21 protein-coding genes and 2 pseudogenes are annotated in these 23,233 nt (G+C 58.8%); 18 read left to right on the top strand and 5 right to left on the bottom strand.

Annotated features, from left to right (window positions below; all coding sequences use genetic code 11):
- Positions 1-13 precede the first annotated feature (13 nt).
- The 14 genes and pseudogenes from WLO32_RS10420 (at position 14) to WLO32_RS10355 (ending at position 16,199) form a co-directional block, all read left to right on the top strand.
- Positions 14-220, top strand: coding sequence for a hypothetical protein (locus WLO32_RS10420; protein WP_435945128.1), 207 nt, complete (start codon positions 14-16; stop codon positions 218-220).
- Complete coding sequence (locus WLO32_RS10415) at positions 183-1,781, top strand: ABC transporter substrate-binding protein (protein ID WP_435945127.1); 1,599 nt, start codon at positions 183-185, stop codon at positions 1,779-1,781. The genes WLO32_RS10420 and WLO32_RS10415 overlap by 38 nt, the downstream gene beginning before the upstream one ends.
- A gap of 77 nt (positions 1,782-1,858) precedes the next feature.
- Complete coding sequence (locus tag WLO32_RS10410; protein WP_435945126.1) at positions 1,859-2,092, top strand: DUF2526 family protein; 234 nt, start codon at positions 1,859-1,861, stop codon at positions 2,090-2,092.
- A gap of 16 nt (positions 2,093-2,108) precedes the next feature.
- A pseudogene (locus tag WLO32_RS10405) lies at positions 2,109-2,985 on the top strand (NAD(P)-dependent oxidoreductase).
- Positions 2,986-3,200: 215 nt separating this feature from the next.
- Positions 3,201-4,997: an allophanate hydrolase gene (gene atzF, locus WLO32_RS10400; protein WP_435945125.1), complete on the top strand. Its 1,797-nt coding sequence runs from the start codon at positions 3,201-3,203 to the stop codon at positions 4,995-4,997.
- Between the two features lie 9 nt (positions 4,998-5,006).
- Positions 5,007-8,627, top strand: a complete 3,621-nt coding sequence (uca, locus tag WLO32_RS10395) for an urea carboxylase (RefSeq protein WP_435945124.1) — start codon at positions 5,007-5,009, stop codon at positions 8,625-8,627.
- A 39-nt stretch (positions 8,628-8,666) separates the two neighbouring features.
- Entirely contained in the window at positions 8,667-9,353 is a 687-nt protein-coding gene (locus WLO32_RS10390) for a GntR family transcriptional regulator (protein ID WP_435945123.1), read from the top strand.
- A gap of 18 nt (positions 9,354-9,371) precedes the next feature.
- The gene (gene urtA, locus WLO32_RS10385) at positions 9,372-10,643 is read left to right on the top strand and encodes an urea ABC transporter substrate-binding protein (RefSeq protein WP_435948223.1); all 1,272 of its coding nucleotides are present in this window, start codon (positions 9,372-9,374) and stop codon (positions 10,641-10,643) included.
- 97 nt (positions 10,644-10,740) lie between these two features.
- On the top strand, positions 10,741-12,306 hold the full coding sequence (gene urtB, locus WLO32_RS10380; protein ID WP_435948222.1) for an urea ABC transporter permease subunit UrtB: 1,566 nt from the start codon (positions 10,741-10,743) through the stop codon (positions 12,304-12,306).
- Positions 12,306-13,379, top strand: coding sequence for an urea ABC transporter permease subunit UrtC (gene urtC / locus WLO32_RS10375; protein ID WP_435948221.1), 1,074 nt, complete (start codon positions 12,306-12,308; stop codon positions 13,377-13,379). Before urtB ends, urtC begins: the two co-directional genes overlap by 1 nt.
- Positions 13,379-14,176 (top strand): urea ABC transporter ATP-binding protein UrtD, encoded by a 798-nt coding sequence (gene urtD, locus WLO32_RS10370; RefSeq protein ID WP_435948283.1) that lies wholly within the window; start codon positions 13,379-13,381, stop codon positions 14,174-14,176. Before urtC ends, urtD begins: the two co-directional genes overlap by 1 nt.
- Before the next feature lie 49 nt (positions 14,177-14,225).
- Complete coding sequence (gene urtE / locus WLO32_RS10365) at positions 14,226-14,924, top strand: urea ABC transporter ATP-binding subunit UrtE (protein WP_435948220.1); 699 nt, start codon at positions 14,226-14,228, stop codon at positions 14,922-14,924.
- A gap of 93 nt (positions 14,925-15,017) precedes the next feature.
- A pseudogene (locus tag WLO32_RS10360) lies at positions 15,018-15,716 on the top strand (GNAT family N-acetyltransferase); the annotation flags it as partial.
- Between the two features lie 159 nt (positions 15,717-15,875).
- Complete coding sequence (locus WLO32_RS10355; RefSeq protein WP_435948282.1) at positions 15,876-16,199, top strand: GNAT family N-acetyltransferase; 324 nt, start codon at positions 15,876-15,878, stop codon at positions 16,197-16,199.
- A 43-nt stretch (positions 16,200-16,242) separates the two neighbouring features.
- On the opposite strand, the gene WLO32_RS10350 is transcribed toward WLO32_RS10355, so the two are convergent.
- Positions 16,243-17,622, bottom strand: coding sequence for an NAD-dependent succinate-semialdehyde dehydrogenase (locus tag WLO32_RS10350; RefSeq protein WP_435948219.1), 1,380 nt, complete (start codon positions 17,620-17,622; stop codon positions 16,243-16,245).
- Positions 17,623-17,778: 156 nt separating this feature from the next.
- Here WLO32_RS10350 and WLO32_RS10345 point away from each other — a divergent pair, with 156 nt between their 5' ends.
- Entirely contained in the window at positions 17,779-18,645 is an 867-nt protein-coding gene (locus tag WLO32_RS10345) for a LysR substrate-binding domain-containing protein (RefSeq protein WP_435948218.1), read from the top strand.
- Between the two features lie 15 nt (positions 18,646-18,660).
- Here WLO32_RS10345 and ydeE read toward each other — a convergent pair whose 3' ends face one another.
- The gene (ydeE, locus tag WLO32_RS10340; protein ID WP_435948217.1) at positions 18,661-19,857 is read right to left on the bottom strand and encodes an efflux MFS transporter YdeE; all 1,197 of its coding nucleotides are present in this window, start codon (positions 19,855-19,857) and stop codon (positions 18,661-18,663) included.
- Positions 19,858-20,054: 197 nt separating this feature from the next.
- Here ydeE and eamA point away from each other — a divergent pair, with 197 nt between their 5' ends.
- Positions 20,055-20,954, top strand: a complete 900-nt coding sequence (eamA, locus tag WLO32_RS10335; RefSeq protein ID WP_435948216.1) for an O-acetylserine/cysteine exporter — start codon at positions 20,055-20,057, stop codon at positions 20,952-20,954.
- Positions 20,955-20,990: 36 nt separating this feature from the next.
- Here eamA and marB read toward each other — a convergent pair whose 3' ends face one another.
- The 3 genes from marB to marR form a co-directional block, all read right to left on the bottom strand.
- Positions 20,991-21,188 (bottom strand): multiple antibiotic resistance regulatory protein MarB, encoded by a 198-nt coding sequence (gene marB, locus WLO32_RS10330; RefSeq protein WP_435948215.1) that lies wholly within the window; start codon positions 21,186-21,188, stop codon positions 20,991-20,993.
- Between the two features lie 61 nt (positions 21,189-21,249).
- A complete protein-coding gene (marA, locus tag WLO32_RS10325) occupies positions 21,250-21,624 on the bottom strand; it encodes an MDR efflux pump AcrAB transcriptional activator MarA (RefSeq protein ID WP_121268301.1) in 375 nt (124 codons plus the stop codon).
- A gap of 20 nt (positions 21,625-21,644) precedes the next feature.
- Positions 21,645-22,079: a multiple antibiotic resistance transcriptional regulator MarR gene (gene marR / locus WLO32_RS10320; RefSeq protein ID WP_435948214.1), complete on the bottom strand. Its 435-nt coding sequence runs from the start codon at positions 22,077-22,079 to the stop codon at positions 21,645-21,647.
- A 199-nt stretch (positions 22,080-22,278) separates the two neighbouring features.
- Between marR and WLO32_RS10315 the strand changes: the two genes are divergently transcribed.
- Together WLO32_RS10315 and WLO32_RS10310 are read left to right on the top strand one after the other, a co-directional pair.
- The gene (locus WLO32_RS10315) at positions 22,279-22,947 is read left to right on the top strand and encodes a MarC family NAAT transporter (protein ID WP_435948213.1); all 669 of its coding nucleotides are present in this window, start codon (positions 22,279-22,281) and stop codon (positions 22,945-22,947) included.
- 9 nt (positions 22,948-22,956) lie between these two features.
- Positions 22,957-23,196: a DUF2164 domain-containing protein gene (locus tag WLO32_RS10310; protein ID WP_435948212.1), complete on the top strand. Its 240-nt coding sequence runs from the start codon at positions 22,957-22,959 to the stop codon at positions 23,194-23,196.
- Positions 23,197-23,233: the final 37 nt, after the last annotated feature.

The raw sequence follows: 23,233 nt of genomic DNA, 5'->3' as shown, positions 1-23,233 counted from the left end.
CCGGAGATAAGCGGTGGCTGCCAGCCGTTTATCCCGCAGTCGCCGTCTTAATGAGCAAATTTCGCTAAAAATGAATAACATGATAGCCGTTTGTTATTTGCCGATGGCTTTTGGCTGTGCTGTTATTAATGCTCAAATAATAAGTGCACAAACCATTTGGCAAGCAAATAAAAGGCAAAACCATGACCACAGGGAAAACACTCCTCGCGCTGCTGCTTAGCACCCTGCTACCCGCAGGCGCTGCGACGGCGGCGGCCGGCAGCACCATCGTCTACTGTTCCGAAGCCTCGCCGGAATCCTTCAACCCGCAGATCGCAAGCTCGGGCCCAACCTTTGTCGCCAGTTCGCAAACGCTGTATAACCGCCTGGTTGATTTTCGCCAGAGCGACAACCTGCCGGTGCCGTCACTTGCCACCGGGTGGAAAATCAGCCCGGACGGTAAAACCTACACCTTTACCCTGCGCCAGGGCGTGAAGTTCAACAGCAACAAATATTTCAAGCCAACGCGCGATTTCAACGCCGACGACGTGATTTTCTCCGTAATGCGTCAGAAGGACCCCAACAACCCGTATCACAAGGTTTCGCAGGCTAACTACGAATACTTCAACGACGTCGGCCTCGACAAGCTGATAACCGACGTGAAAAAAATCGACGATTACCACGTTGAGTTTAAGTTGAGCGAGCCGAATGCGGCGTTCCTCGCCGACTGGGGGATGGATTTCGCGTCGATTCTTTCCGCGGAATACGCCGACGCCATGCTGAAAAAAGGCACGCCTGAACTGGTGGATACCCAGCCAATCGGCACCGGTCCTTACGCTCTGCAGGAGTACAAGGTGGACTCGCTGATCCGCTACGTGGCGAACCCGAACTACTGGAACGGCGAAGTGCCGACTAAGCACCTGATCTTCTCGATTACGCCAAACGTGCAGACCCGCCTGGCAAAACTGCAGAAAAACGAGTGTCAGATCATCCCGGCCCCAAGCCCGGTACAGTTTGACGCCATCAAGGCCAATAAAGACCTTACGCTGCATACCGTTGACGGCCTGAGCGTCGGCTATCTGGCGTTTAACACCGCCAAAAAACCTTTTGATAACGTGCTGGTGCGCCAGGCGCTGAACTACGCGGTGGATAAAAAGGCTATTATCAACGCCGTGTTTATGGGCACCGGCACGGTGGCGAATTCGCCGATTCCGCCGACCATGATGGGCTATAACAAAAACCTGAAGGATTACTCTTACGATCCTGAAAAAGCTAAGGCGCTGCTAAAACAGGCGGGGCTGGAAAAAGGCTTCGATACCGATCTGTGGTCCATGCCGGTACAGCGTCCGTACAACCCTAACTCCCGCCGCATTGCCGAAATGATTCAGGCGGACTGGGCGAAAGTGGGCGTGAACGCCAAAATCGTAACCTTCGAATGGGGCGAGTATCTTTCCGGGATGCGTAAAGGCGAGCACTCCTCGGCGCTGTTTGGCTGGATGTCCGACAACGGCGATCCGGATAACTTCGCCGACACCCTGTTAGGCTGCGGCAGCATCGAAAGCGGCTCTAACGCCGCGCGCTGGTGCGATAAATCGTATGACGCGCTGACCCAGAAGGCGAAGCTTACCAGCGATCCGGCCGCGCGCGCTAAGCTCTACGAGCAGGCGCAGGAGATCTTCTACCAGCAGGCGCCGTGGATCCCGCTGGCAAACGGCAAAACCTTCTACGCCACGCGCAGCAACGTGACGGGATACAGCGTGAGCCTTAGCGGCAGCGATTTCTCAAAGGCTAAGCTGAATTAAAACCCGCGGGACGGCGCTGCGTTTAACTTATCCCGAATGGATAAACGGGGCGCCGCCCGCTAAAAAAGGAGAAACATATGGCACATCTGGACGAGGTCACCGCACGCGTAGACGCAACCATCAGCGAAAACGTTATCGAACACATGAACGAGCTGCTGATTGAACTGAGCGACGATGCGCAGCTAAGCCGCGAAGATCGTTACGCCCAGCAGCAGCGCCTGCGCAATGCCATCGTGCACAAAGGCCATCATCAAAGAGAAGAGGCGGAAGAGCGTCGTCAGGCCCTGACGAAGGGCGGCACCATTTTGTAAGCAAGCCGGAGTGATTATGCGTATTGGATTTATCGGGCTGGGCGGCATGGGCCAGCCAATGGCTGAAAACCTGCTCAAAGCAGGCTACGAAGTCGCCGTGTGGAACCGCTCGGCGGCGCCGGTGGAAGCGTTGAAAGCGCAGGGCGCGCGAATTTGCGCGGCCCCGGCCGACTTTACCGATAGCGACGTGCTGATCACCATGCTGGCCGATGACGACATCAGCCGCGAGGTGGTCATCGCTCAGGGCGCACTCGCCGCGCTGCCGCAGGGCGCTATCTGGATCAATATGGCGACCGTTTCGGTTGCTTTCACCGAGGAAATGGCGAAAAAAGCCAGCGAGCGCGGCTGCCGCTATATCGCCGCGCCGGTTTTAGGGCGCGTCGACGTCGCCGCGGCCGGAAACCTGAACATCCTGACCGCCGGCAGCGACGATTTGCTCGCTAAGGCGCAGCCGCTTTTCGACGTGCTGGGCAGCAAAACCTGGCGCTTTGGGCCGCGGCCCCGAGCAGGCGGCGGCGGTAAAGCTTGCGGCAAACTTTATGCTGGCAAGCGCCATTGAAGCGATGGGCGAATCCGCGGCGCTGGTGGATGCCTATGACGTCGCGCCCGCTGACTTCCTCGGCATGCTGACCAGCACGCTGTTTGCGGCGCCCGCCTATAAAAATTACGGCGCGATGATTGCGGAAAACCGCTATACCCCGGCCGGCTTCACCATGAAGCTGGGGCTAAAAGACGTGCGTCTGGCGCAGCAGGCGGCGGAAAGCAAACATGTGCCGATGGGCATTGCGGGCGTATTACGCGATAACTATCTCGATGCGCTGGCGCACGGCGATGAAAATCTCGACTGGGCGGCGCTGGCTACGGTTTCCGCACGCCGCAGCGGTAAAGCCTGAATTATTTTTCATCTTGATGACGGATAGCCTTTTCGCTTATCCGTCATTTGCACCATCGCGGAAATATTTACGTCTGTTCCGCGCCGCGGCGGTGCAAATATACAATAAGAAAATATTATACTTATTTTAACCCACTGAAATGCATCCCAATTAAATAACTGGCACCGGAATTGCTTTATTTCCTCCATCTTGTATACCAGATGGGATGCCAGTTTATGTCAGTATTCACCCTGTCCGAATGGATCTTAAATTACCTCCGGCAGCCTGAAGGGCTCATTGCTGCCTATCAGCGCCTGGAGGCTAATTTATCCCGCGACGATAATGCCTGGATATATATTGCCGGCCGCCATGAAATTGAGGCGCAATTAGCCGCAATTTTTCACGCGCTCAATTCTGGCGAGAAACAGGTCGGCGATTTCCCGTTATTAGGCGTACCTTTCGCCGTAAAAGATAATATTGATGTGGCAGGCATGCCGACCAGCGCCGGCTGCCCGGCATTTACCTTCACGCCGGAACAGGACGCAACGGTGGTCGCCCGTTTGAAGGCGGCCGGGGCGGTGGTCGTGGGCAAGACCAACCTCGATCAGTTCGCCACCGGCCTGGTCGGCACCCGCTCCCCGTTCGGCGCGGTAAAAAATACTTTTAACCCGGCTTACGTAAGCGGCGGCTCCAGCTCCGGCTCGGCCTCCGTTGTGGCGCGCGGGCTGGTTTGCTTTTCCCTGGGTACGGATACCGCAGGCTCCGGCCGCGTGCCCGCCGGCTTTAACAATATCGTTGGCCTGAAACCGACCAGGGGCTGGCTATCCAACAAAGGCGTGCTGCCCGCCTGTCGGCTGAACGACTGCGTTTCCGTGTTCGCCTTGACCGTTGCCGACGCGCAGGCCGTGGCGGAGGTGGCCGGCGGCTACGATCCGCAGGATCCTTACTCCCGGCAAAATCCAAAGACCGCCCCGGCACGCTTTAGCGAAAGGCCGCGTTTTGCGATCCCTGACAGGCTGGAATTTTTTGGCGATAGCCTGAGTAAAACCGCCTTCGCCAGCACGCTGGCGCGCCTTGAGCAGCAGGGCGCGGAGCTGGTGCCGATAGATTTCACCGCCTTCACCGAGCTTGCCGAACAGCTTTATCACGGCGCCTGGGTTGCTGAGCGCACCGTGGCGGTGGGTGAGATTTTCGCCCGCCAGCCGGAAGCTATGGATCCAACGGTACGCGGCATCGTGGCAAACGGCCTGAACTACACGGCCTGCGACGCCTGGCAGGCGGAATATACCCGCGCCGAACTGGCGCAGAAAATTAACGCGCAGCTCGCGGGCTTTGATGCGCTGGTGGTGCCGACATCGCCCACGATTCACACCATCGCGGAAATGGCGCAGGAGCCGGTACGGTTTAACTCGCAGTTCGGCACCTACACCAACTTTACCAACCTTGCCGATCTTTGCGCGCTGGCGCTGCCGGGCGATTTTCGCGCTGACGGTTTGCCTGCGGGCATCACGCTGGTGGCCCCGGCCTGGCACGACCAGGCGCTGAGCCGGTTCGGCGCGGCCTGGCAGGCCGCCGTCAATCTGCCGTTAGGCGCAACGGACAAATTACTTCCGGCGCCCGGCGCAGAAAATATTTCGCCGAATCACGTGCGCGTCGCCGTGGTTGGCGCGCATCTGCGCGGCATGCCTCTTAACCACCAGCTCACCGCGCGAAATGCGGTGTTTATCGAAGAGACGCGCACCGCCGCCTGCTATCGGCTTTACGCCCTGGCGAACACCCAGCCTGCCAAACCGGGTCTTGTCCGCGGCCAGGAAGGCCAGCCGATCGTCGTTGAGCTCTGGGATATTCCGCAGGCGCGCTTTGGCGAGTTCGTCGCCGAAATTCCGGCTCCGCTTGGGATTGGCACGCTAACGCTGGCAAACGGCGAGAGCGTGAAAGGATTTATTTGCGAACCGTCAGCGCTTGCCGATGCGACGGACATTACCGCCTGGGGCGGCTGGAAAGCCTGGCTTGCCCGCCACCACAGCGCCTGAGGAGGGAGTATGTTTAGCTCAGTGTTAATTGCTAACCGCGGCGAGATTGCCGTCCGTGCGATCAAAACGCTTAAAAAAATGGGCATCGCCAGCGTGGCGGTCTATGCCGATCCCGACGCCGGCGCGCAGCACGTTACGGACGCGGATATCGCCATCGCTCTGGGCGGCGAAAAGGCGGCGGACAGCTATCTTGACATGGCAAAGATTCTGGCCGCCGCAAAAGAGAGCGGCGCGCAGGCGATTTTTCCCGGCTACGGCTTTCTTTCCGAACGCGCTGAGTTTGCGCAGGCCTGCGAAGAGGCGGGCATCGTCTTTATCGGCCCGAGCGCCGATCAGATCCGCGATTTCGGTCTTAAACATCGCGCACGCGAACTGGCGTTTAAGGCCGGCGTGCCGATGACGCCGGGGACGGGTTTGCTGCTGACCCTGCAGGAAGCGCAGCTTGCCGCGGCGGAGATCGGCTATCCGGTGATGCTGAAAACCACCGCGGGCGGAGGCGGAATAGGGCTTACGCGCTGCGATGACGAAGCCGCGCTGCTGGAGGCGTGGTCAAGCGTAAAGCGCATGGGGCAGCAGTTTTTCAGCGACGACGGCGTGTTTATCGAGCGTTTTGTTGACCGCGCCCGCCATCTCGAAGTGCAGATCTTTGGCGACGGCGAAGGCAAGGTTGTGGCGCTGGGCGAACGGGATTGCTCTTTGCAGCGCCGCAACCAGAAGGTGGTGGAGGAAACGCCTGCGCCAAACCTGCCGCAGTCCACACGCGAAGCGATACACGCAGCCGCCGTCGCGCTCGGCGAATCGGTAAATTACCGCAGCGCCGGCACCGTGGAATTTATCTACGACGCCGCGCGCGATGCGTTCTATTTCCTGGAAGTGAATACCCGTTTACAGGTGGAGCACCCGGTAACGGAAATGGTCACCGGGCTCGATCTGATTGAATGCATGCTGAAGGTGGCCGCAGGCGCGCCTCTCGACTGGCAGCGGCTTGCGCAGCCGCCCAAAGGCGCCGCTATCGAAGTGAGGATCTATGCCGAAGACGCGCTGAAAAATTTCCAGCCGAGCCCGGGCGTGCTGACCGATGTCGCCTTTCCGGACGGCGTGCGCGTGGACGGCTGGGTCAGTACCGGCAGCGAGGTGAGCGCGTTTTACGATCCGATGATCGCCAAAGCGATCGTTTACGGTGAAGATCGGCAGCAGGCGTTAAGTAAACTGAACGCCGCGCTGGCGGCCACGCGTTTGCACGGCATCGCCACCAACCTCGACTATCTGCGTCAGATTGTGCAACTCGCCGAATTTAAAGCGGGCGTGATGTGGACGCGCCTGCTGGACGGCGTTGTCTATCAGGCGCACGCCGTCGAGGTGCTGGATCCTGGCACCTGGAGCAGCGTGCAGGACTACCCCGGCCGTCTGGGTTACTGGGATATCGGCGTGCCGCCGTCCGGGCCGATGGACGACTTTGCTTTTCGCCTGGCGAACCGCATCGTCGGCAACCATCCTTCTGCCGCCGGGCTGGAGTTCACGCTGCAGGGGCCAACGCTGCGTTTTCACAGCGCGGCCACTATTGCGCTGACGGGCGCGCCTTGTCCGGCGACCCTTGACGATGCGCAAGTGCCTTACTGGCAGCCGATTATCGTTAAAGCCGGCCAGACGCTGAAGCTTGGCCGCGCGACGTCCGGCTGCCGTACTTATCTCGCCGTGCGCAACGGTTTTGACGTGCCGGTTTACCTCGGCAGCCGCTCCACCTTTGCCCTCGGGCAGTTCGGCGGTCACGCCGGCCGCACCCTGCGCGTGGCGGACGTGCTGGCGATTTCCCAGCCCGGCCTGCCCGCCTGCACCACGCCCGCGCCGATTTCGCTGCCGCAAACGCCGGAGCCTGCGGTTATCCCGCAGTACGGCGATCTGTGGGAAATCGGCGTGCTGTATGGACCGCACGGCGCGCCTGATTTCTTCACGCCGGAATCCATGCAGACGTTTTTTGACGCCGAATGGCAGGTTCACTACAACTCTAACCGCCTTGGCGTAAGGCTTGTCGGCCCGAAGCCGGAATGGACGCGCGCCGACGGCGGCGAGGCCGGACTGCATCCTTCCAACGTTCACGACTGTGAGTACGCTATCGGCGCGGTGAACTTCACCGGCGACTTCCCGGTAATTCTGACGCGCGATGGCCCAAGCCTTGGCGGATTTGTCTGCCCGGTCACCATTGCGAAAGCTGAACTGTGGAAAGTCGGGCAGGTGAAGCCCGGCGACCGCATCCGCTTCCACGCTATTACCTTTGAGCACGCCCAGTCGCTGGAGATTGCCCAGCAGGTGGCGGTGACCAATCTGCTGCACGTCGCCACGCTGCCCGATCTGCATCCTGCGATAACGCCAGGCTCCACCTCCAGCGCGGCGATTCTGGCGGAGCTGGCCGCGGAAGGCGAGCTGCCGGCGGTGGTTTATCGCCAGGCGGGCGATAACTACGTGCTGATCGAATACGGCGACAACGTGCTGGATCTGGCGCTGCGCCTGCGAATTTACCTGCTGATGAAGGCCATCGGGCAGGCCGGCATGAACGGCATCGAGGAGCTTTCTCCCGGCGTGCGTTCGCTGCAGGTGCGCTATGACAGCCAGCGTATTTCCCAGTCCCAGCTTCTGACACTGCTGCTGAGCCTTGAGAAACAGCTGGGCGACGTGACGCAGCTGAAAATTCCTTCGCGCATCGTGCATCTGCCGATGGCCTTTGAAGACAGCGCCACGCTTGCGGCGGTGGAGCGCTACAAAGAAACCGTGCGCGCCGACGCGCCCTGGCTGCCAAATAACGTCGATTTTATCCAGCGCACCAACGGCCTTGCGCACCGCGACGAGGTGAAACAGATAATCTTCGACGCCAGCTATCTGGTGCTGGGCCTGGGCGACGTTTACCTCGGCGCGCCCTGCGCGGTGCCGCTCGATCCGCGTCACCGCCTGCTTAGTTCGAAATACAACCCGGCGCGCACCTGGACTGCCGAAGGCACCGTCGGCATCGGCGGCATGTACATGTGCATCTACGGCATGGACTCTCCGGGCGGCTATCAGCTGGTCGGGCGCACGGTGCCTATCTGGAACAAATTCCTTAAAAACGAGCAGTTCGCCGACGAGCCCTGGCTGCTGAAGTTCTTCGACCAGGTACGTTTTTATCCGGTTACCGAAGAGGAGCTGTCCGGGTTCCGCACGGCGTTTCGTGAAGGGCGGGCTCAGGTTCGCATCGAAGAGGTGGAGTTTGATTTCGCCGCCTATAGCGCATTCCTCGCGCAACACGCCGACGACATCGCCCGCTTCCGCGAGCGGCAAAAAATCGCCTTTAACAGCGAAGTCGCTCACTGGCAGGAGCAGGAAGGCGCGGCGGTCGAAAGCGCCATGCTGGCGCAAGAGGAGGCTTGTGAAGATCAGGCTGGGCATCTGGTGAGCGCGGATCTGAACGGCAATATCTGGAAGATCCTCGTCGCTGCGGGCCAGACGGTGAAGCGGGGCGAACCGCTTATCGTGGTGGAGGCGATGAAAATGGAGCTGATGGTTTCCGCGCCCTGCGACGGCACCGTTCTCCGCATCGGCTGTCAGCAGGGTCGTCCGGTTGGGCCCGGAGACGCGCTGCTGTGGCTGGATGTGATGTAACCAACCGGATAAGCGCGGCGCCATTAGCGCGGGGAATAAATGAAAATCACTGAAAAACCAGAAGGCATAGCCGAACGCATTTACCGGCAGCTCAAACAGGAAATCTTCGATTTCCAGCTGCTGCCCGGCGACCGCTTCAGCGAAAACGACGTCGCGGTGCGTATGGAGGCGAGCCGCACGCCGGTCCGTCAGGCGCTGTATGCGCTGGAGCAGGAAGGCTACGTCGAGGTACAGCCGCGCAGCGGCTGGCAGATTAAAGCGGTGGATTTCGACTACCTGGAATCGCTTTACGATCTGCGCATTGTGCTGGAGCTGGAGGCGGTGAAACGGCTCTGCGCGCGGCCGCAGGAGGTGCGGCCGCTGCCCTTACAGCAGTTAAAACAGTTCTGGATTGATTCGCCGCGGCTGCAGAACGGCGGGGAGGTCGCAGGCCATGATGAGGTTTTTCATATGACGCTGGTCGAGGCGGCGGGCAACCCGGAGATGGCGCGGGTGCACCGCGATATCACCGAAAAAATTCGTATCGTGCGGCGGCTGGACTTTACCCAGCGGCCGCGCGTGAGCGCGACTTACCACGAGCACGGGCAGATTTTGCTCGCCGTTTTGGACCGACAGCTTCAGGAGGCGCAGACCCGTTTACACGACCATATAGCCGCAAGTCAGAAAGAGGTTCGTTTGATAACGCTTCATATGTTGCACCTGGCACGAAACACACAGCGTCTTTAACTTTCAGGAGTGAGAATTATGCAACGTCTTACCTTTATTAAAGCTTTTGCGCTTTCCGCGTCGGTTATCAGCATGGGGCTGGCCTTCAGCGCGCAGGCGGCCGATACCATCAAAGTGGGCATTATGCATTCGCTCTCCGGCACGATGGCCATTTCCGAAACGCCCCTGAAAGACGTGGCGCTGATGACCATCGCTGACATCAACGCCAAAGGCGGCGTGCTGGGCAAACAGCTTGAGCCGGTGGTGGTCGATCCCGCCTCCAACTGGCCGCTGTTCGCTGAGAAGGCGCGGCAGCTGCTAAGCCAGGACAAGGCGGCGGTGGTGTTCGGCTGCTGGACATCGGTTTCGCGTAAATCCGTGCTGCCGGTGTTTGAGGAGCTAAACGGGCTGCTGTTCTATCCGGTGCAGTACGAAGGCGAAGAGATGTCGCCAAACGTCTTCTATACCGGCGCTGCGCCAAACCAGCAGGCGATCCCGGCGGTGGAATACCTGATGAGCGAAGACGGCGGGGCGGCGAAACGCTACTTCCTGCTGGGCACCGACTACGTTTATCCGCGCACCACCAACAAGATCCTGCGCGCCTTCCTGCATTCCAAAGGCGTACAGGATAAAGATATCGAAGAGGTCTACACCCCGTTTGGCTACAGCGACTATCAGACCATCGTCTCCAACATCAAGAAGTTCTCCGCCGGCGGTAAAACGGCGGTCATATCCACCATTAACGGCGATTCCAACGTGCCGTTCTACAAAGAGCTGGCCAACCAGGGGCTGAAGGCTACGGACGTGCCGGTGGTGGCCTTCTCCGTGGGCGAAGAAGAGCTGCGCGGCATCGACACCAAACCGCTGGTGGGCAACCTGGCCGCCTGGAACTACTTCGAATCCGTGGATAACCCAACCAACAAGCAGTTCGTCGCGCAATGGAAGGCTTATGCGAAGGCCCACAAGCTGCCGAATGCCGATACTGTCGTAACCAATGACCCCATGGAAGCGACTTACGTCGGCATCCACATGTGGGCGCAGGCGGTTGAAAAAGCGGGCACTACGGATGTGGATAAAGTCCGTGCGGCCATGGCCGGGCAGACCTTTAAAGCGCCTTCCGGCTTCACCCTGACGATGGACGCCACCAACCACCATCTGCATAAGCCGGTGATGATCGGCGAGATCGAAGGCAACGGCCAGTTCAACGTGGTGTGGCAGACCGAAGGGCCGGTTCGCGCCCAGCCCTGGAGCCCGTTTATTGCCGGGAACGACAAGAAGTCTGACGAGCCGGTGAAGACGGCCAGCAACTAAACCAGACGGCGGGCGGCGCTACGCTTACCCGTCCTGCAATTCGACGCGCAGGGCGGGTAAGCCCCTGCGCCTCCGTCCCTGCAAGCAGGAGAAGCCCATGAAACTCATAAGATGGCTGCTGATCGTCGCCTGGCTGCTGCCGTGCTTCGCCCGCGCCGGAGACGCCGAGGAGTTCGCTGCGGCTAACCGCTCCGCCCAGGCGAAGCTGCTGCAAAGCTGGGCGGCCGCGCCTGACCCGGCTCGCCTCCCGTTGCTGAGCGCGCTTAGCCAGGAAAATCTCTATACCGACGAACAGCATCACGCCTTCGCGAAAACGGATGCAAAAGTTACGCCTCTCGGCGCGGCCGGTACGCCAGCCGGGGAGCTGAAAAAGGTGCGTCTCACCAACCGCTTGCGCATTCTGGCCGCAGGCGCGCTGGCCAGCCATCGGCTGGTAAGTGACAACGTCACCGTCCGCCTGCAGGCGGCAAAAGATTTACAACGGGATGCGGAACCTGACCTGCTTCCGCTGCTTGAAAAAAGGCTTAAAACCGAGCCGGACGCAGACGTGCGCGCCGCTCTTGCAGGGGCGCTGGCTCGTCTCCAGCTCGCCAGCCCTGACGCCAGAGTGCGCCTCAGCGCGGTCGAGCTTCTTGGCCATTCCGCCGATCCGGATACCCAGGCGTTGCTGAAGCCGCTGACCGATGCGCAAAACGAAGCCGACGCTCAGGTGCGCGAGGCGGCAGGCGAAGGGCTGCAAAAAATCCAGCACCGGCTGATGCTCGGCGACATCCTCGGCCAGGCGTTTATGGGGCTTTCTTTAGGATCGATCCTGCTGCTCGCCGCGCTGGGACTGGCGATAACCTACGGCCTGCTGGGCGTTATCAATATGGCGCACGGCGAAATGCTGATGCTCGGCGCCTACTCGGCCTGGCTGGTGCAGGCCGGTTTTCAGCAGTATGCCCCCGCCTGGCTGACCTTCTATCCGCTTGTGGCGCTGCCGGTCGCCTTCGCCATTACCGCCGGGATCGGCATGGCGCTTGAGCGCACTGTTATTCGCCATCTTTACGGACGCCCGCTGGAAACGCTGCTGGCGACCTGGGGCATCAGCCTGATGCTCATCCAGCTTGTGCGCATGACCTTTGGCGCGCAGAACATGGAGGTGGCGAATCCGGCGTGGCTTTCCGGCGGCGTGCAGGTGCTGCCGAACCTTATCCTGCCGTGGAACCGTCTTGTGGTGCTGGGCTTTGTCATGCTGGTGCTGCTGTTTACCTGGCTGCTGCTCAATAAAACCCGCCTGGGCATGAACGTGCGGGCCGTTACGCAAAACCGCGCGATGGCGGCCTGCTGCGGCGTGCCGACCGGGCGCGTGGATATGCTGGCCTTTGGCCTCGGCTCCGGCATTGCCGGACTGGGCGGCGTGGCGCTCTCGCAGCTTGGCAACGTCGGCCCGGAGCTGGGTCAGGGCTACATTATCGATTCGTTCCTCGTGGTGGTGCTGGGCGGCGTAGGGCAGCTTGCCGGCAGCGTGGCCGCCGCGTTCGGGCTGGGCATTTTCAACAAAATACTGGAGCCGCAAATCGGCGCGGTGCTGGGCAAAATCTTCATCCTTGTGCTGATTATTCTGTTTATCCAGAAGCGTCCGCAGGGCCTGTTTGCGCTAAAAGGGAGGATCCTTGACTGATGAGCCAGCCGCTGACGTTAACCCTGACCCGCAAAGCGCCGCGCCTGAGCGTCGCGCTGGGCATTCTCCTGGCGGCGGCGATGCTGACGCTGCCGTTTTTGACGCTGCTGCCGGCCGGCCACCCCTGGGCGTTATCCACCTATACGCTGACGCTGGTCGGCAAAATCCTTTGCTACGCGACCGTCGCCGTGGCGCTGGATCTGGTGTGGGGATATGCGGGCCTGCTTTCGCTGGGGCACGGCATTTTCTTCGCCCTCGGCGGCTATGCGATGGGCATGTATCTGATGCGCCAGGCCGCGGGCGACGGGCTTCCCGAATTTATGTCTTTCCTGTCCTGGAGCGAGCTGCCCTGGTTCTGGCGGGGCACCCAGCATTTCGCCTGGGCGATGGCGCTGGTCGTCCTCGTCCCGGGACTGCTGGCGCTGATATTCGGCTTTTTTGCCTTCCGGTCAAAAATCAAGGGCGTGTACTTCTCGATTATGACCCAGGCGCTGACCTACGCCGGCATGCTGCTGTTCTTCCGCAACGAAACCGGCTTTGGCGGCAATAACGGTTTTACCGGCTTTACCACCATTCTGGGAATGCCCATTACCGCGACGGGCACGCGCATCGGGCTGTTTATCGCCACGGTGTTACTGCTGGCGGCGAGCCTTGTCGTTGGTGCCGCTCTTGCGCGCAGCAAGTTTGGCCGCGTGCTGACCGCCGTGCGCGATGCGGAAAACCGTCTCGTCTTCTGCGGCTACGATCCGCGAGGATTCAAACTCCTCGTCTGGACGCTGTCCGCCGTGCTCTGCGGGCTGGCGGGCGCGCTTTACGTGCCGCAGGTCGGGATCATCAATCCCGGCGAGATGTCGCCGACCAACTCCATCGAGGCGGCGATTTGGGTGGCGCTTGGCGGGCGCGGCACGCTGATTGGCCCGATCCTTGGCGCAGGCCTCGTGAACGGCGCAAAAAGCTATTTCACCATGGCCGTACCGGAATACTGGCAGCTGTTCCTCGGGCTGATTTTTATCCTCGTGACGCTGTTTCTGCCGCGTGGGGTCATAGGCCTGCTGCGGAAAGGAGAGAAATGATGCAACCAGGCGAGCCGCTGTTTACCCGTCAGCATCTGACGGACAGATACCGCGAGCAGACGGATCCGGTGCTGATGCTGGAGAACATCAACGTCAGTTTCGATGGTTTTAAGGCGCTGACGGATCTGTCGCTCAACATTGGCGTGGGGGAGCTGCGCTGCGTGATTGGCCCGAACGGCGCGGGCAAAACCACGCTGATGGACGTGATAACCGGCAAAACCAGGCCGCAAAGCGGCAGGGCGTTTTACGATCAGTCCACGGATTTGCTGCGTCTTGAACCCGCAGAGATCGCCAAAAAGGGAATAGGGCGCAAATTCCAGAAGCCCACCGTTTTTGAAGCGCTGACGGTGTTTGAAAACCTTGAGATCGCCCAAAAGGCGGATAAATCCGTTTGGGCGAGCCTGCGGGCAAAGCTTGATTCTGAGCAGCGCGACCGCATCGACGACATGCTGGCCACGCTGCGCCTTGGCGCAGAGCGCCACCGCCGGGCGGGCCTGCTGTCGCACGGACAAAAGCAGTTTCTGGAAATAGGCATGCTGCTGGTGCAGGAGCCGCATTTACTGCTGCTCGATGAGCCCGCGGCAGGCATGACCGATGCGGAAACCGAGTACACGGCCGAGCTGTTCCGCCGGCTTGCGGGCAGGCATTCCCTGATGGTGGTGGAGCACGACATGGGCTTTGTGGAAACCATCGCGGACCACGTCACGGTGCTGCACCAGGGGCAGGTGCTGGCGGAAGGCTCGCTGCGCGATGTGCAGGCTAACGAGCAGGTCATTGAAGTTTATCTGGGGCGTTAGGAACTTACAGGCGGACGGGCAGAGCGCCCTGCGCCGGGAGGAGCAAAATATGCTGATGGTCCATGAGCTAAACCAGTACTACGGCGGCAGCCACATCCTGCGCGGCGTCTCGTTTGAAGCCAGAATTGGCGAAGTGACCTGCCTGCTGGGGCGTAACGGCGTGGGGAAAAGCACCCTGCTGAAATGCCTGATGGGGCTTATTCCGGCGAAGTCCGGCAGCGTGAGCTGGCAGCAGAACAATATCACCGCGCGTAAACCTCACCAGCGCGTGCAGGCCGGCATTGCCTATGTGCCGCAGGGGCGAGAGATTTTTCCGCGCCTTACCGTTGAAGAAAACCTGCTGATGGGGCTTTCGCGGTTTTCCGGAAGCGAGGCAAAACAGGTGCCGGAGGAGATTTATCAGCTTTTCCCGGTGCTAAAAGAGATGCAGCGCCGTCGCGGCGGCGATCTTTCCGGCGGGCAGCAGCAACAGCTGGCGATAGGCCGCGCGCTGGCCTGTAAACCGCAGCTGCTGATTCTGGACGAGCCTACCGAAGGCATTCAGCCTTCGGTGATTAAGGAGATAGGCGAGGTCATCCGGCAGCTGGCGGCAAAAGGCGATATGGCCATTTTGTTGGTCGAACAATTTTATGATTTTGCTGCGGAACTGGCGGACAGCTATCTGGTGATGTCGCGAGGTTCGGTTATTCAGCGTGGCAGGGGGAAGGATATGGAAGCGGACGGGGTTCGGGGCCTGGTGGCGATTTAAAGTTTTTAACCTGCCGGCGAACGGGCGCTTTTTGCCGGGTTGCATCATGACTTATAGTAAGGCTCCCGTTCGTATCCTTCCCGGAGGTTTGCTTTGACTGGTGCAACAAACGAATACCTGCAGCCGACTGGCGCTGCGTTACCTGACTGGCAGCCTCGTCCGCGCCCGCAGCGTGTGATTCTGCAAGGACGCTACTGTCGCCTTGAGCCGCTTAATCCCGCAGGCCATACAAAATCGCTGTGGAAAGCCTGGAGCAAAGCGGAAGACGGCCGCGACTGGACCTATCTGTCCGCCGGCCCTTTTAGCAGCGAGCAGCAGTTTGCCGACTATATCGCCGCCGCCGCGGCGAGTACGGATCCGCTGCACTATGCGGTTATCGACCAAAAATCGGGCCATGCGCTGGGCACCCTTTCGCTGATGCGCATCGATCCGGCGAACGGCGTTATTGAGGTGGGCTCCGTGGCCTTTTCGCCGGAGCTCAAGCGTACCCTTCACGCCACCGAAGCCCATTTTCTGCTGATGAGATACGCGTTTGATGAGCTGGGCTACCGCCGCTACGAGTGGAAGTGCGACAGCCTGAACGGCCCGTCGCGTCGCGCCGCTTTGCGTCTTGGCTTTCGTTTCGAGGGGCTGTTTCGCCAGGTCGTGGTTTATAAAGGCCGCAGCCGCGATACCGCCTGGTTTTCAATTATCGACGGCGACTGGCCGCTTATAAAGGCTACGTTCGCGGCCTGGCTGAAAGATGAAAATCTGCCGGCGGGCAGGCAGGTGCAAAGCCTGGCCAGCCTGCGCAAAGAGCGGGCGGCTAACGGCGCGAAGGCGGCGAAAGTCCTCGATGTTCGCCCGCTTGTTGAGAGCGACTATTGCGCGTGGCTTACGCTGTGGCAGGGCTATTTAACGTTTTATGATGTTCAGCTCAGCGAGCAGGTAAGCCTGCTGACCTGGCGGCGCATGTTGTCGCAAGCCGAGCCGATGTACGCGCTGGGAGCCTTCGATGAGCAGCAAAAGCTCCTCGGCTTCGCGCACCTGATCTACCACCGCGGCACCTGGTCCGCGGGCGATTGTTGCTATCTGGAAGATCTGTTTACCGCGCCGGCATCACGCGGCAAAGGCGTTGGCCGGGCGCTGATCGAAGAGGTTTACCAGCACGCGCAGGCAAAAGGCGCGACGCGGGTTTACTGGCACACGCATGAAACGAACGTGGCCGCGCAAACGCTTTATGACAAGCTTGCGGATAAATCCGGGTTTATACAGTACCGTAAAAATATGGCGTGATTGCGGGGCGGGAGAGCAGCCGTCCGGGGCTCTCCCTTGCGGCTTAGCGGTTTTGCCCCGCCATCAGAACGTATTTTACATGTACGTATTCTTCGATGCCGTAATGGCCGCCTTCACGCCCGTAGCCAGAATGCTTGATGCCCCCGAAAGGCACGGATGCGGTGCCGACAGAGCCGGAGTTTATTATCACCATGCCGGCCTCCAGCCGTTTCGACAGACGGAAAGCGCGGCCCAGGTCCCGGGTCCAGGCGTAGGCCACAAGGCCATATTCGGTGTCATTCGCACAGCGGATGACTTTCTCTTCTTCGCTGAAGCGATAAACCGCAAACACCGGCCCGAAGATTTCGGTGTTATGCACGGCAAAAGTATTATCCAGATCGCAAAGAATGGTCGGTTCGTAGAACAGGCCTCCTTTCGCATGGGTTTTCCCGCCGAGCCTTACGCTTGCTCCTTTTCGTACCGCGTCGTTTACCAGAGAGGAGACTTTATCCAGCGCCGTCTGGTTAATGAGCGGACCGACGACAAACTCCTGCTGCATCCCCTGATCCACCGGTATTTCGGCAACCGCGGCGGCTAAGCGTTTGACAAACTGCTCGTAAACGCCGTCCTGAATGAAAATACGGTTCGGGGAGATGCATACCTGGCCTGAGTTACGCAGCTTGGCGCCGATCAGGCCGTTTATCGTCTCTTCCACGGGGCTGTCGTCGAAGACGATGAACGGCGCGTTGCCGCCCAGCTCCATGGTCATCTTTTTTAGCGTTTCGCCACAGCTTTTCGCCAGCAGCTTGCCCACGCGGGTAGAGCCGGTAAAGGAGATTTTTTGGATGCGCGGATCCTGCGTGAAGGCTTCGCCAATGGCTTTAGCATCGCCGGTCACCATCTCAAACACGCCCTGCGGAATGCCCGCCTGGCGGGCGTATTCCAGCAGCCTGTAGGCGGTTAACGGCGTCTCTTCCGCGGGCTTGATAATCATGGTGCAGCCCGCAGCAAGGGCGGTGGCGATTTTGCGGGTGATCATCATAAACGGGAAGTTCCACGGCGTGATGGCGGCCGTCGGGCCGACCGGCTCTTTCACGACCAGCACCGAGGCGTGCGGGTCGTGGGAAGGGATAATCTCGCCGTTTAAGCGTCTGGCCTCCTCGGCGTACCATTCGATGAATCCCAGACCGTATTCGATCTCCCCCATGGCTTCGCTCAGGCATTTGCCGTTTTCTTTTACCATCAGCTCGGCAAAAAGGTGCTTATCCGCGCGAACCAAATCGTACCATCTGCGCAGCAGGTCTCCGCGTTCCCTTGCGGTCCTGGATGCCCAGGCCGGAAATGCATTACAGGTGCGGTCAATGGCCGCTGTCACTTCTTCGGCGGACATATAAGGGGCCTGGCCGACAACGGTGCCATCCGCAGGGTTAATCACTTTAATCATTGGGCTTGCTTCCTTAAAAAGTAATGCTGAACGGAAGACGGGCGCGTAACCTTTTACCCGCGGTCGTTTGACGCCGTTTATGATGCGGCGTTAGCTTTTTCCCCACAATCGATTAAAATTGCTGAACCGTTGAGAAAAACTAAATGATTGTCAGCCATGCGCGAACTCCCGCCGTTAAACGCCCTGTTAGCTTTTGAAACCGTCGCCAGAAGCGGCAGCGTGCGCGCCGCCGCAGAAAAATTGTCGGTAACGCCGGGTGCGGTGAGCCGACAGATTCGCCTGCTTGAAGAGCATTTCGGTACGGCGCTTTTTCGCCGCCAGGGGCGAGGACTGGTCCTGACGCTGCCCGGCAATGCCTATTTCCAGCAAATCAGCGTGCATTTTGACGGCCTGCGGGCCGCCGGACAGATACTGGATCGCAGCGCCGGACGCGCGGTCATCCGTCTGCACTCGTTTACTACCTTTGCCACCCGCTGGCTTATCCCAAGGCTTGCTAAATTCCAGCTGGCGAACGCCGATATCGACGTTCGGCTGACTACGGCTTCGCAATGGGACGATGAGATGAACTACGATGCCGCCATTCGCCTGGGACGGGGAGACTGGCCGCGCAGCCGCGCCGTGGCGCTGGTGAAAAACATACTGGTTCCTGTGTGCCGGCCGACGCAAGCGCGCAGAACGTTAGATCTTAGCGATCTGGCAAAGCACAGGCTGCTGATGGTGCGCGGAAGGCCGGACGACTGGTCGCTGTGGTGTCACGCCTTTGGCGTGGATATGAAAACGCTGCTGCGACGCCAGGAGATGGAGAGTTCGGCGCTGGCCTACCAGGCGGCGCTGGAAGGGCAAGGCATCGCTCTTGCGCAGCGCGTGCTGGTTGAAGAAGAGCTGCATTCCGGCACGCTCATCGCGATGGAAAATCACCAGTGGGACTGCGGCGAGCTGACCTATTACCTGGTCTCGGACGAGGATAGCCCGAAAAGGTCGACGATTATGAGGCTGGAGAAGCATCTTACCCGCCAGGCTTAAGGCATTGAGCGCTCGTCACGCATGCTGTGGCTTTGCCGACATTCCCTTAACCACCAGCAAATAAGCCAGCGCGATGGCGACCATCAGCACCACAAACAGCGTCGACGGCGCAAACCAGGTCAGCAGCAAACCCGTGACCAGCGGATTGCACGCGCCGCCAAGCCAGCCGAGCTGCTGCGCTGAGAAGTAGCTCGCTTTCAGGCCCGGCGGGGCGATGCCATCGACCAGCATGTATTCGCCCGGCGCGTAAATCAGCTCGCCCACGGTAAACACCGCGGCGGAAAGGCCCCAGAACAGCAGGTTGCTTCCGGACAGCATGAATCCCGCAAGGCCGGCTATAAAAAACAGCGTGCCGCAGAGCATCAGCTTTTTAATGTTGTCCGCACGGATCCTTTTGCCCACCAGATACTGAAACACCACCACCACGAAGGCGTTGACCGGCAGCACCACGCCCACCACTTTTTCAGCAAGCCCGGAATCGGAAATGGCGATGGCGTATTGCGACAGGCAGGCGGCAAAAGATCCGTAAACCAGCGAGCCGAGAAACGCGGAAAAGGTGAAATACCTCAACGCCCTGTCTTTGAGCATGCTGCGCGGGGAAAGCACGACGTTTCCACTTTGCCCGGGCGCGCTGACAGGGGAGCTGTAAACATAGCGGCTGATTAAGATAAAAGGGATAACCGCCGTCAGCCCGGATAGCCAGAAAGGTAAGTTAGTGCTGTAGAGCACGGCGAGCGTGCCGATCGGCGGCCCGACGGTCCAGCCGATATTTGAAAAGGTGTAGTTGAGGGAAAATATTTTGGGTTTTTGGTGCAGTGTCAGGGTGTCGGAAAAATAGCCCTTCAGCACCGTAGAAAATACCGAGTAGGCGCAGTTAATAAGCGAGTAAAAAATTACTACCAGGACGGAATTATTAACCAGCGGTATGGCAATAAATCCGGCAAGAAAAATGGCGATGGCCAGCAGCATATATTTTTTCTTATCAAATCTGTCCGCCAGAATACCGAACCACAGGCTGAAAATAACGCCTGCCGTTAGCGCAGCGGTTAATGCAAAACCGATCTCTTTGAGCGGCATAGCGTACTGACGCGAAAGATAGATGGTCATAAAAGGCAGGGTCAGACCGCGGCCGACGGTCAGCAGCAGGGAGGCGATAAGTAAAACGCTTGTTGATAATTGCTTGCCGGAAAATAACTTCGCGAGGGTTGCCATTGTTATCGGTATCTGCGCAGGGCGTGGAAGACAGCGCTCAGATTTATCATGAAGAAACAGTGAAGTACAGGCCATGCTTTTAGCCAGTGCACCGGATGACGCATCTGTATGGCTGTGATTTACTGCGATCTGTATCTGTTCATCCGCCGCTTTTAGGCTTAGCTTTTAACAAATTTATAAAATAAACAGGGGCGGGTATGACACGTAAAGACGGGCTGCTGGCGATGCTGGTGGTGATAGTTTGGGGGCTTAATTTCGTGGTGATTAAGATGGGGCTGCACAATATGCCGCCGTTGATGCTGGCGGGGCTGCGCTTTTTACTGGTGGCGTTCCCGGCGCTGTTATTTGTTGCGCGCCCGAAAATCCCTTTTCGCCTGTTAGCGGCCTATGGCCTGACAATCAGTTTCGGCCAGTTCGCCTTTTTATTCTGCGCGATTAAATTCGGCATGCCCGCAGGCCTTGCGTCGCTGGTATTACAGGCGCAGGCGTTTTTCACCATTATCCTCGGCGTTTTTGTTTTCGCGGAACGGCTGCAGATAAAGCAGATAGCCGGCATCGCCCTTGCCGTTATTGGGGTACTAATTCTTATCGAGGGCAGCCTTGGCGGACAGCACGTGGCGCTGCTGGGCTTTATGCTGACGCTGGCCGCGGCGTTCAGCTGGGCGTGCGGCAATATTTTCAATAAAAAAATCATGCAGCTCGAGGCCCGCCCGCAGATTATGTCGCTGGTGGTGTGGAGCGCGCTTATTCCGGTGATCCCGTTCTTCGTCGCCAGCCTGCTGATGGACGGCCCGGCCTTGATGCTGCAAAGCCTGGTGGCTATCGATCTCACCACCATTTTATCGCTGGTGTACCTGGCGTTCGTCGCCACCATCGTCGGTTACGGCATCTGGGGAAGCCTGCTCGGGCGTTACGAAACCTGGCGCGTGGCGCCGCTTTCACTGCTGGTGCCGGTCGTGGGCATGGCGAGCGCCGCGCTGATCCTTGACGAAAAGCTCAGCGCCACGCAGCTGGCTGGCGCGGCGCTGATCATGGCCGGGTTGTATATCAACGTGTTTGGACTGCGGGTGCGTAAGGCAGCGCTCGGCCGATCTTAGGGCGGGCAAGCGCTAAGGCTGCCCGACGCCTGTGTTTTATTCGCGGCCGTGGTAATAGGGCGCGCCCAGCTGTTCTGATTTATCGCTGAGGGTATTGCTGGCCGCGCTGCGGCTGTCGGAAGGGGGGATAATCATCCCGCCCTGGTTGGCGTGGGCTGCGTTAAAGCTGCCCGGTTGTTCCGCCCACAGATTGCCCGATGCCAGAGCTAAAAGCACGGCGGCCCGCGCAGACAAAGCGTTTCATGACTTCCTCGTTTACGTCCGTTTGCACAGACGGTTATGTTACTTGTACAGCTTAATGGTTTAGCGGGTGGATATACTTTCCGTCGCCGGTCAGGTGCGTTACGCGATACTTGTGCGGCGGCACGGAAAAGTAGTTTTTAAACGTGCGGGTGAGCGTCTGCTGCGACTCAAACCCATAACGTTCCGCTAAGTAGAGAATTGGCTCGTTGCTGTCTTTAAGCTTCAGAGCAATCTCGGTCAGTTTGCGATTGCGGATGTACTGGCCTAATGAATGGCCGGTTTCTTTTTTGAACATCCGCTGCAGGTGCCACTTCGAGTAGCCAGAACGCTGCGAAACCTTCTCAAGCGAGAGAGGGGTTTCCAGGTTCTCTTCTATCCAGTCCAAAATGCTGTTTACCGTTATCGCATCGTTATTGCGTCTGGACATCGTCTCACCTCTTTTCAGGTTTACGGCAATACCTTTTTTAGCAGGTAATGAAGCGTATCGACTTCATCTGCCGTCAGGTTTTTTGTCAGTTCCTGGTGCAAATCTTGCCCCACAAGGCTGTGGCACTGCTCACACAACATTTTCCCTTCAGGCGTAAGCCTGACCAGAACGCCGCGCTTATCATTCGGGTTCGGCAAGCGCTCAATCCACCCTTTGCAAAGCAAACGATCGAGCATGCGGGTAAGTGCGCCGAGGTCGACCGACAGCACTTTTTTTAACTCCACCGGGGTAATACACACTTCGCAATGGATGGAGCACAGCACCTTAAACTGCGTTGAGGTGATATCCAGCGGTGAGAGATAAGTGTTGAGCAGGCGGTCCTTGTGCTGATTAACCATGTGAATCAGGCGCCCCAGCGGGATCATTTCGTTAAAGAGATCACTTGTGCTTTTCACTATGGTTGCCCAGGCAAGTAGATTAATCACGCGAGATATTATTGCCCGGGCAAGTATAAGTCAACGTGATGCTTCCCCGACGGGACGCGAATGCCACAAATAGCTAAAACGGTTCAGTCAGCGCGCCGTTTAAGGGAAGTTAATGCTTTTGATGCTTATACTTGGCTGGATTGCCGCTACCGCAGAGAAAGGAAAGAAAATGATGGATTTAATGAGGGCCATTGGGCTGGGGCTGGTGGTTCTGCTGCCGCTGGCCAACCCGCTGACCACGGTTGCGCTGTTCCTGGGCCTTGCCGGGAATATGAACAGCAAAGCCCGTAACCGTACGGCGCTGATGGCCTCGGTAAACGTGTTTATCATTATGATGGTGGCCTACTACGCAGGCCAGGTGGTGATGAGCACCTTCGGGATTTCGATTCCCGGGCTGCGTATCGCCGGGGGGCTAATCGTCGGCCTGATTGGTTTTCGTATGCTCTTCCCGCAGCAAAAAGCGCACGAGTCGCCGGAGTCAAAAACCAAATCGGAAGAGCTGAGCGAAGAGCCGGACGCGAATATTGCCTTCGTTCCTCTGGCAATGCCGAGCACCGCGGGACCGGGCACCATCGCCATGATCGTCAGCTCCGCGTCGACGATTAAACACGGCGTGGATTTCACTCCCTGGGTTGTGCTGGTCGCGCCGCCGTTGATTTTCGCGCTGGTCAGCGTGATTTTATGGGCCAGCCTGCGCAGTTCGGGGGCTATTATGCGCCTCGTCGGCAAAAGCGGCATTGAAGCGATCTCGCGCCTGATGGGCTTCCTGCTGGTGTGCATGGGCGTGCAGTTTATTATTAACGGCGTACTGGAAATCATTACGACCTGGCCAAAATAAGGGAAGGGAATGAAGAATTTAAAGCTACCTGAGCAAGAGTATAAAAACGTCGTCGCGCATATCGTCGACTATATGGAAGACAAGCATGACCTGCAGCTGGGGCAGTTTGAGGCCGAGTTTTTCCTTGATGAGCTGGTAAAAAAAATCGCGCCGCTTTTTTATAACCAGGGCCTTAATAAGGCGATGGACGTGATTCACAATAACGTGCTGACGCTTGAGGAGCTGCTGGATCTGGAGAAGGAAGTTTGAGGCGGACAGGTCCGCGACAAACTTATCATCCGCATTC

The sequence above is a fragment of the Dryocola mayonis genome (assembly GCF_051307045.1).
Lineage (GTDB): Bacteria > Pseudomonadota > Gammaproteobacteria > Enterobacterales > Enterobacteriaceae > Dryocola.
This window is presented reverse-complemented; position numbering and strand designations above follow the sequence as displayed.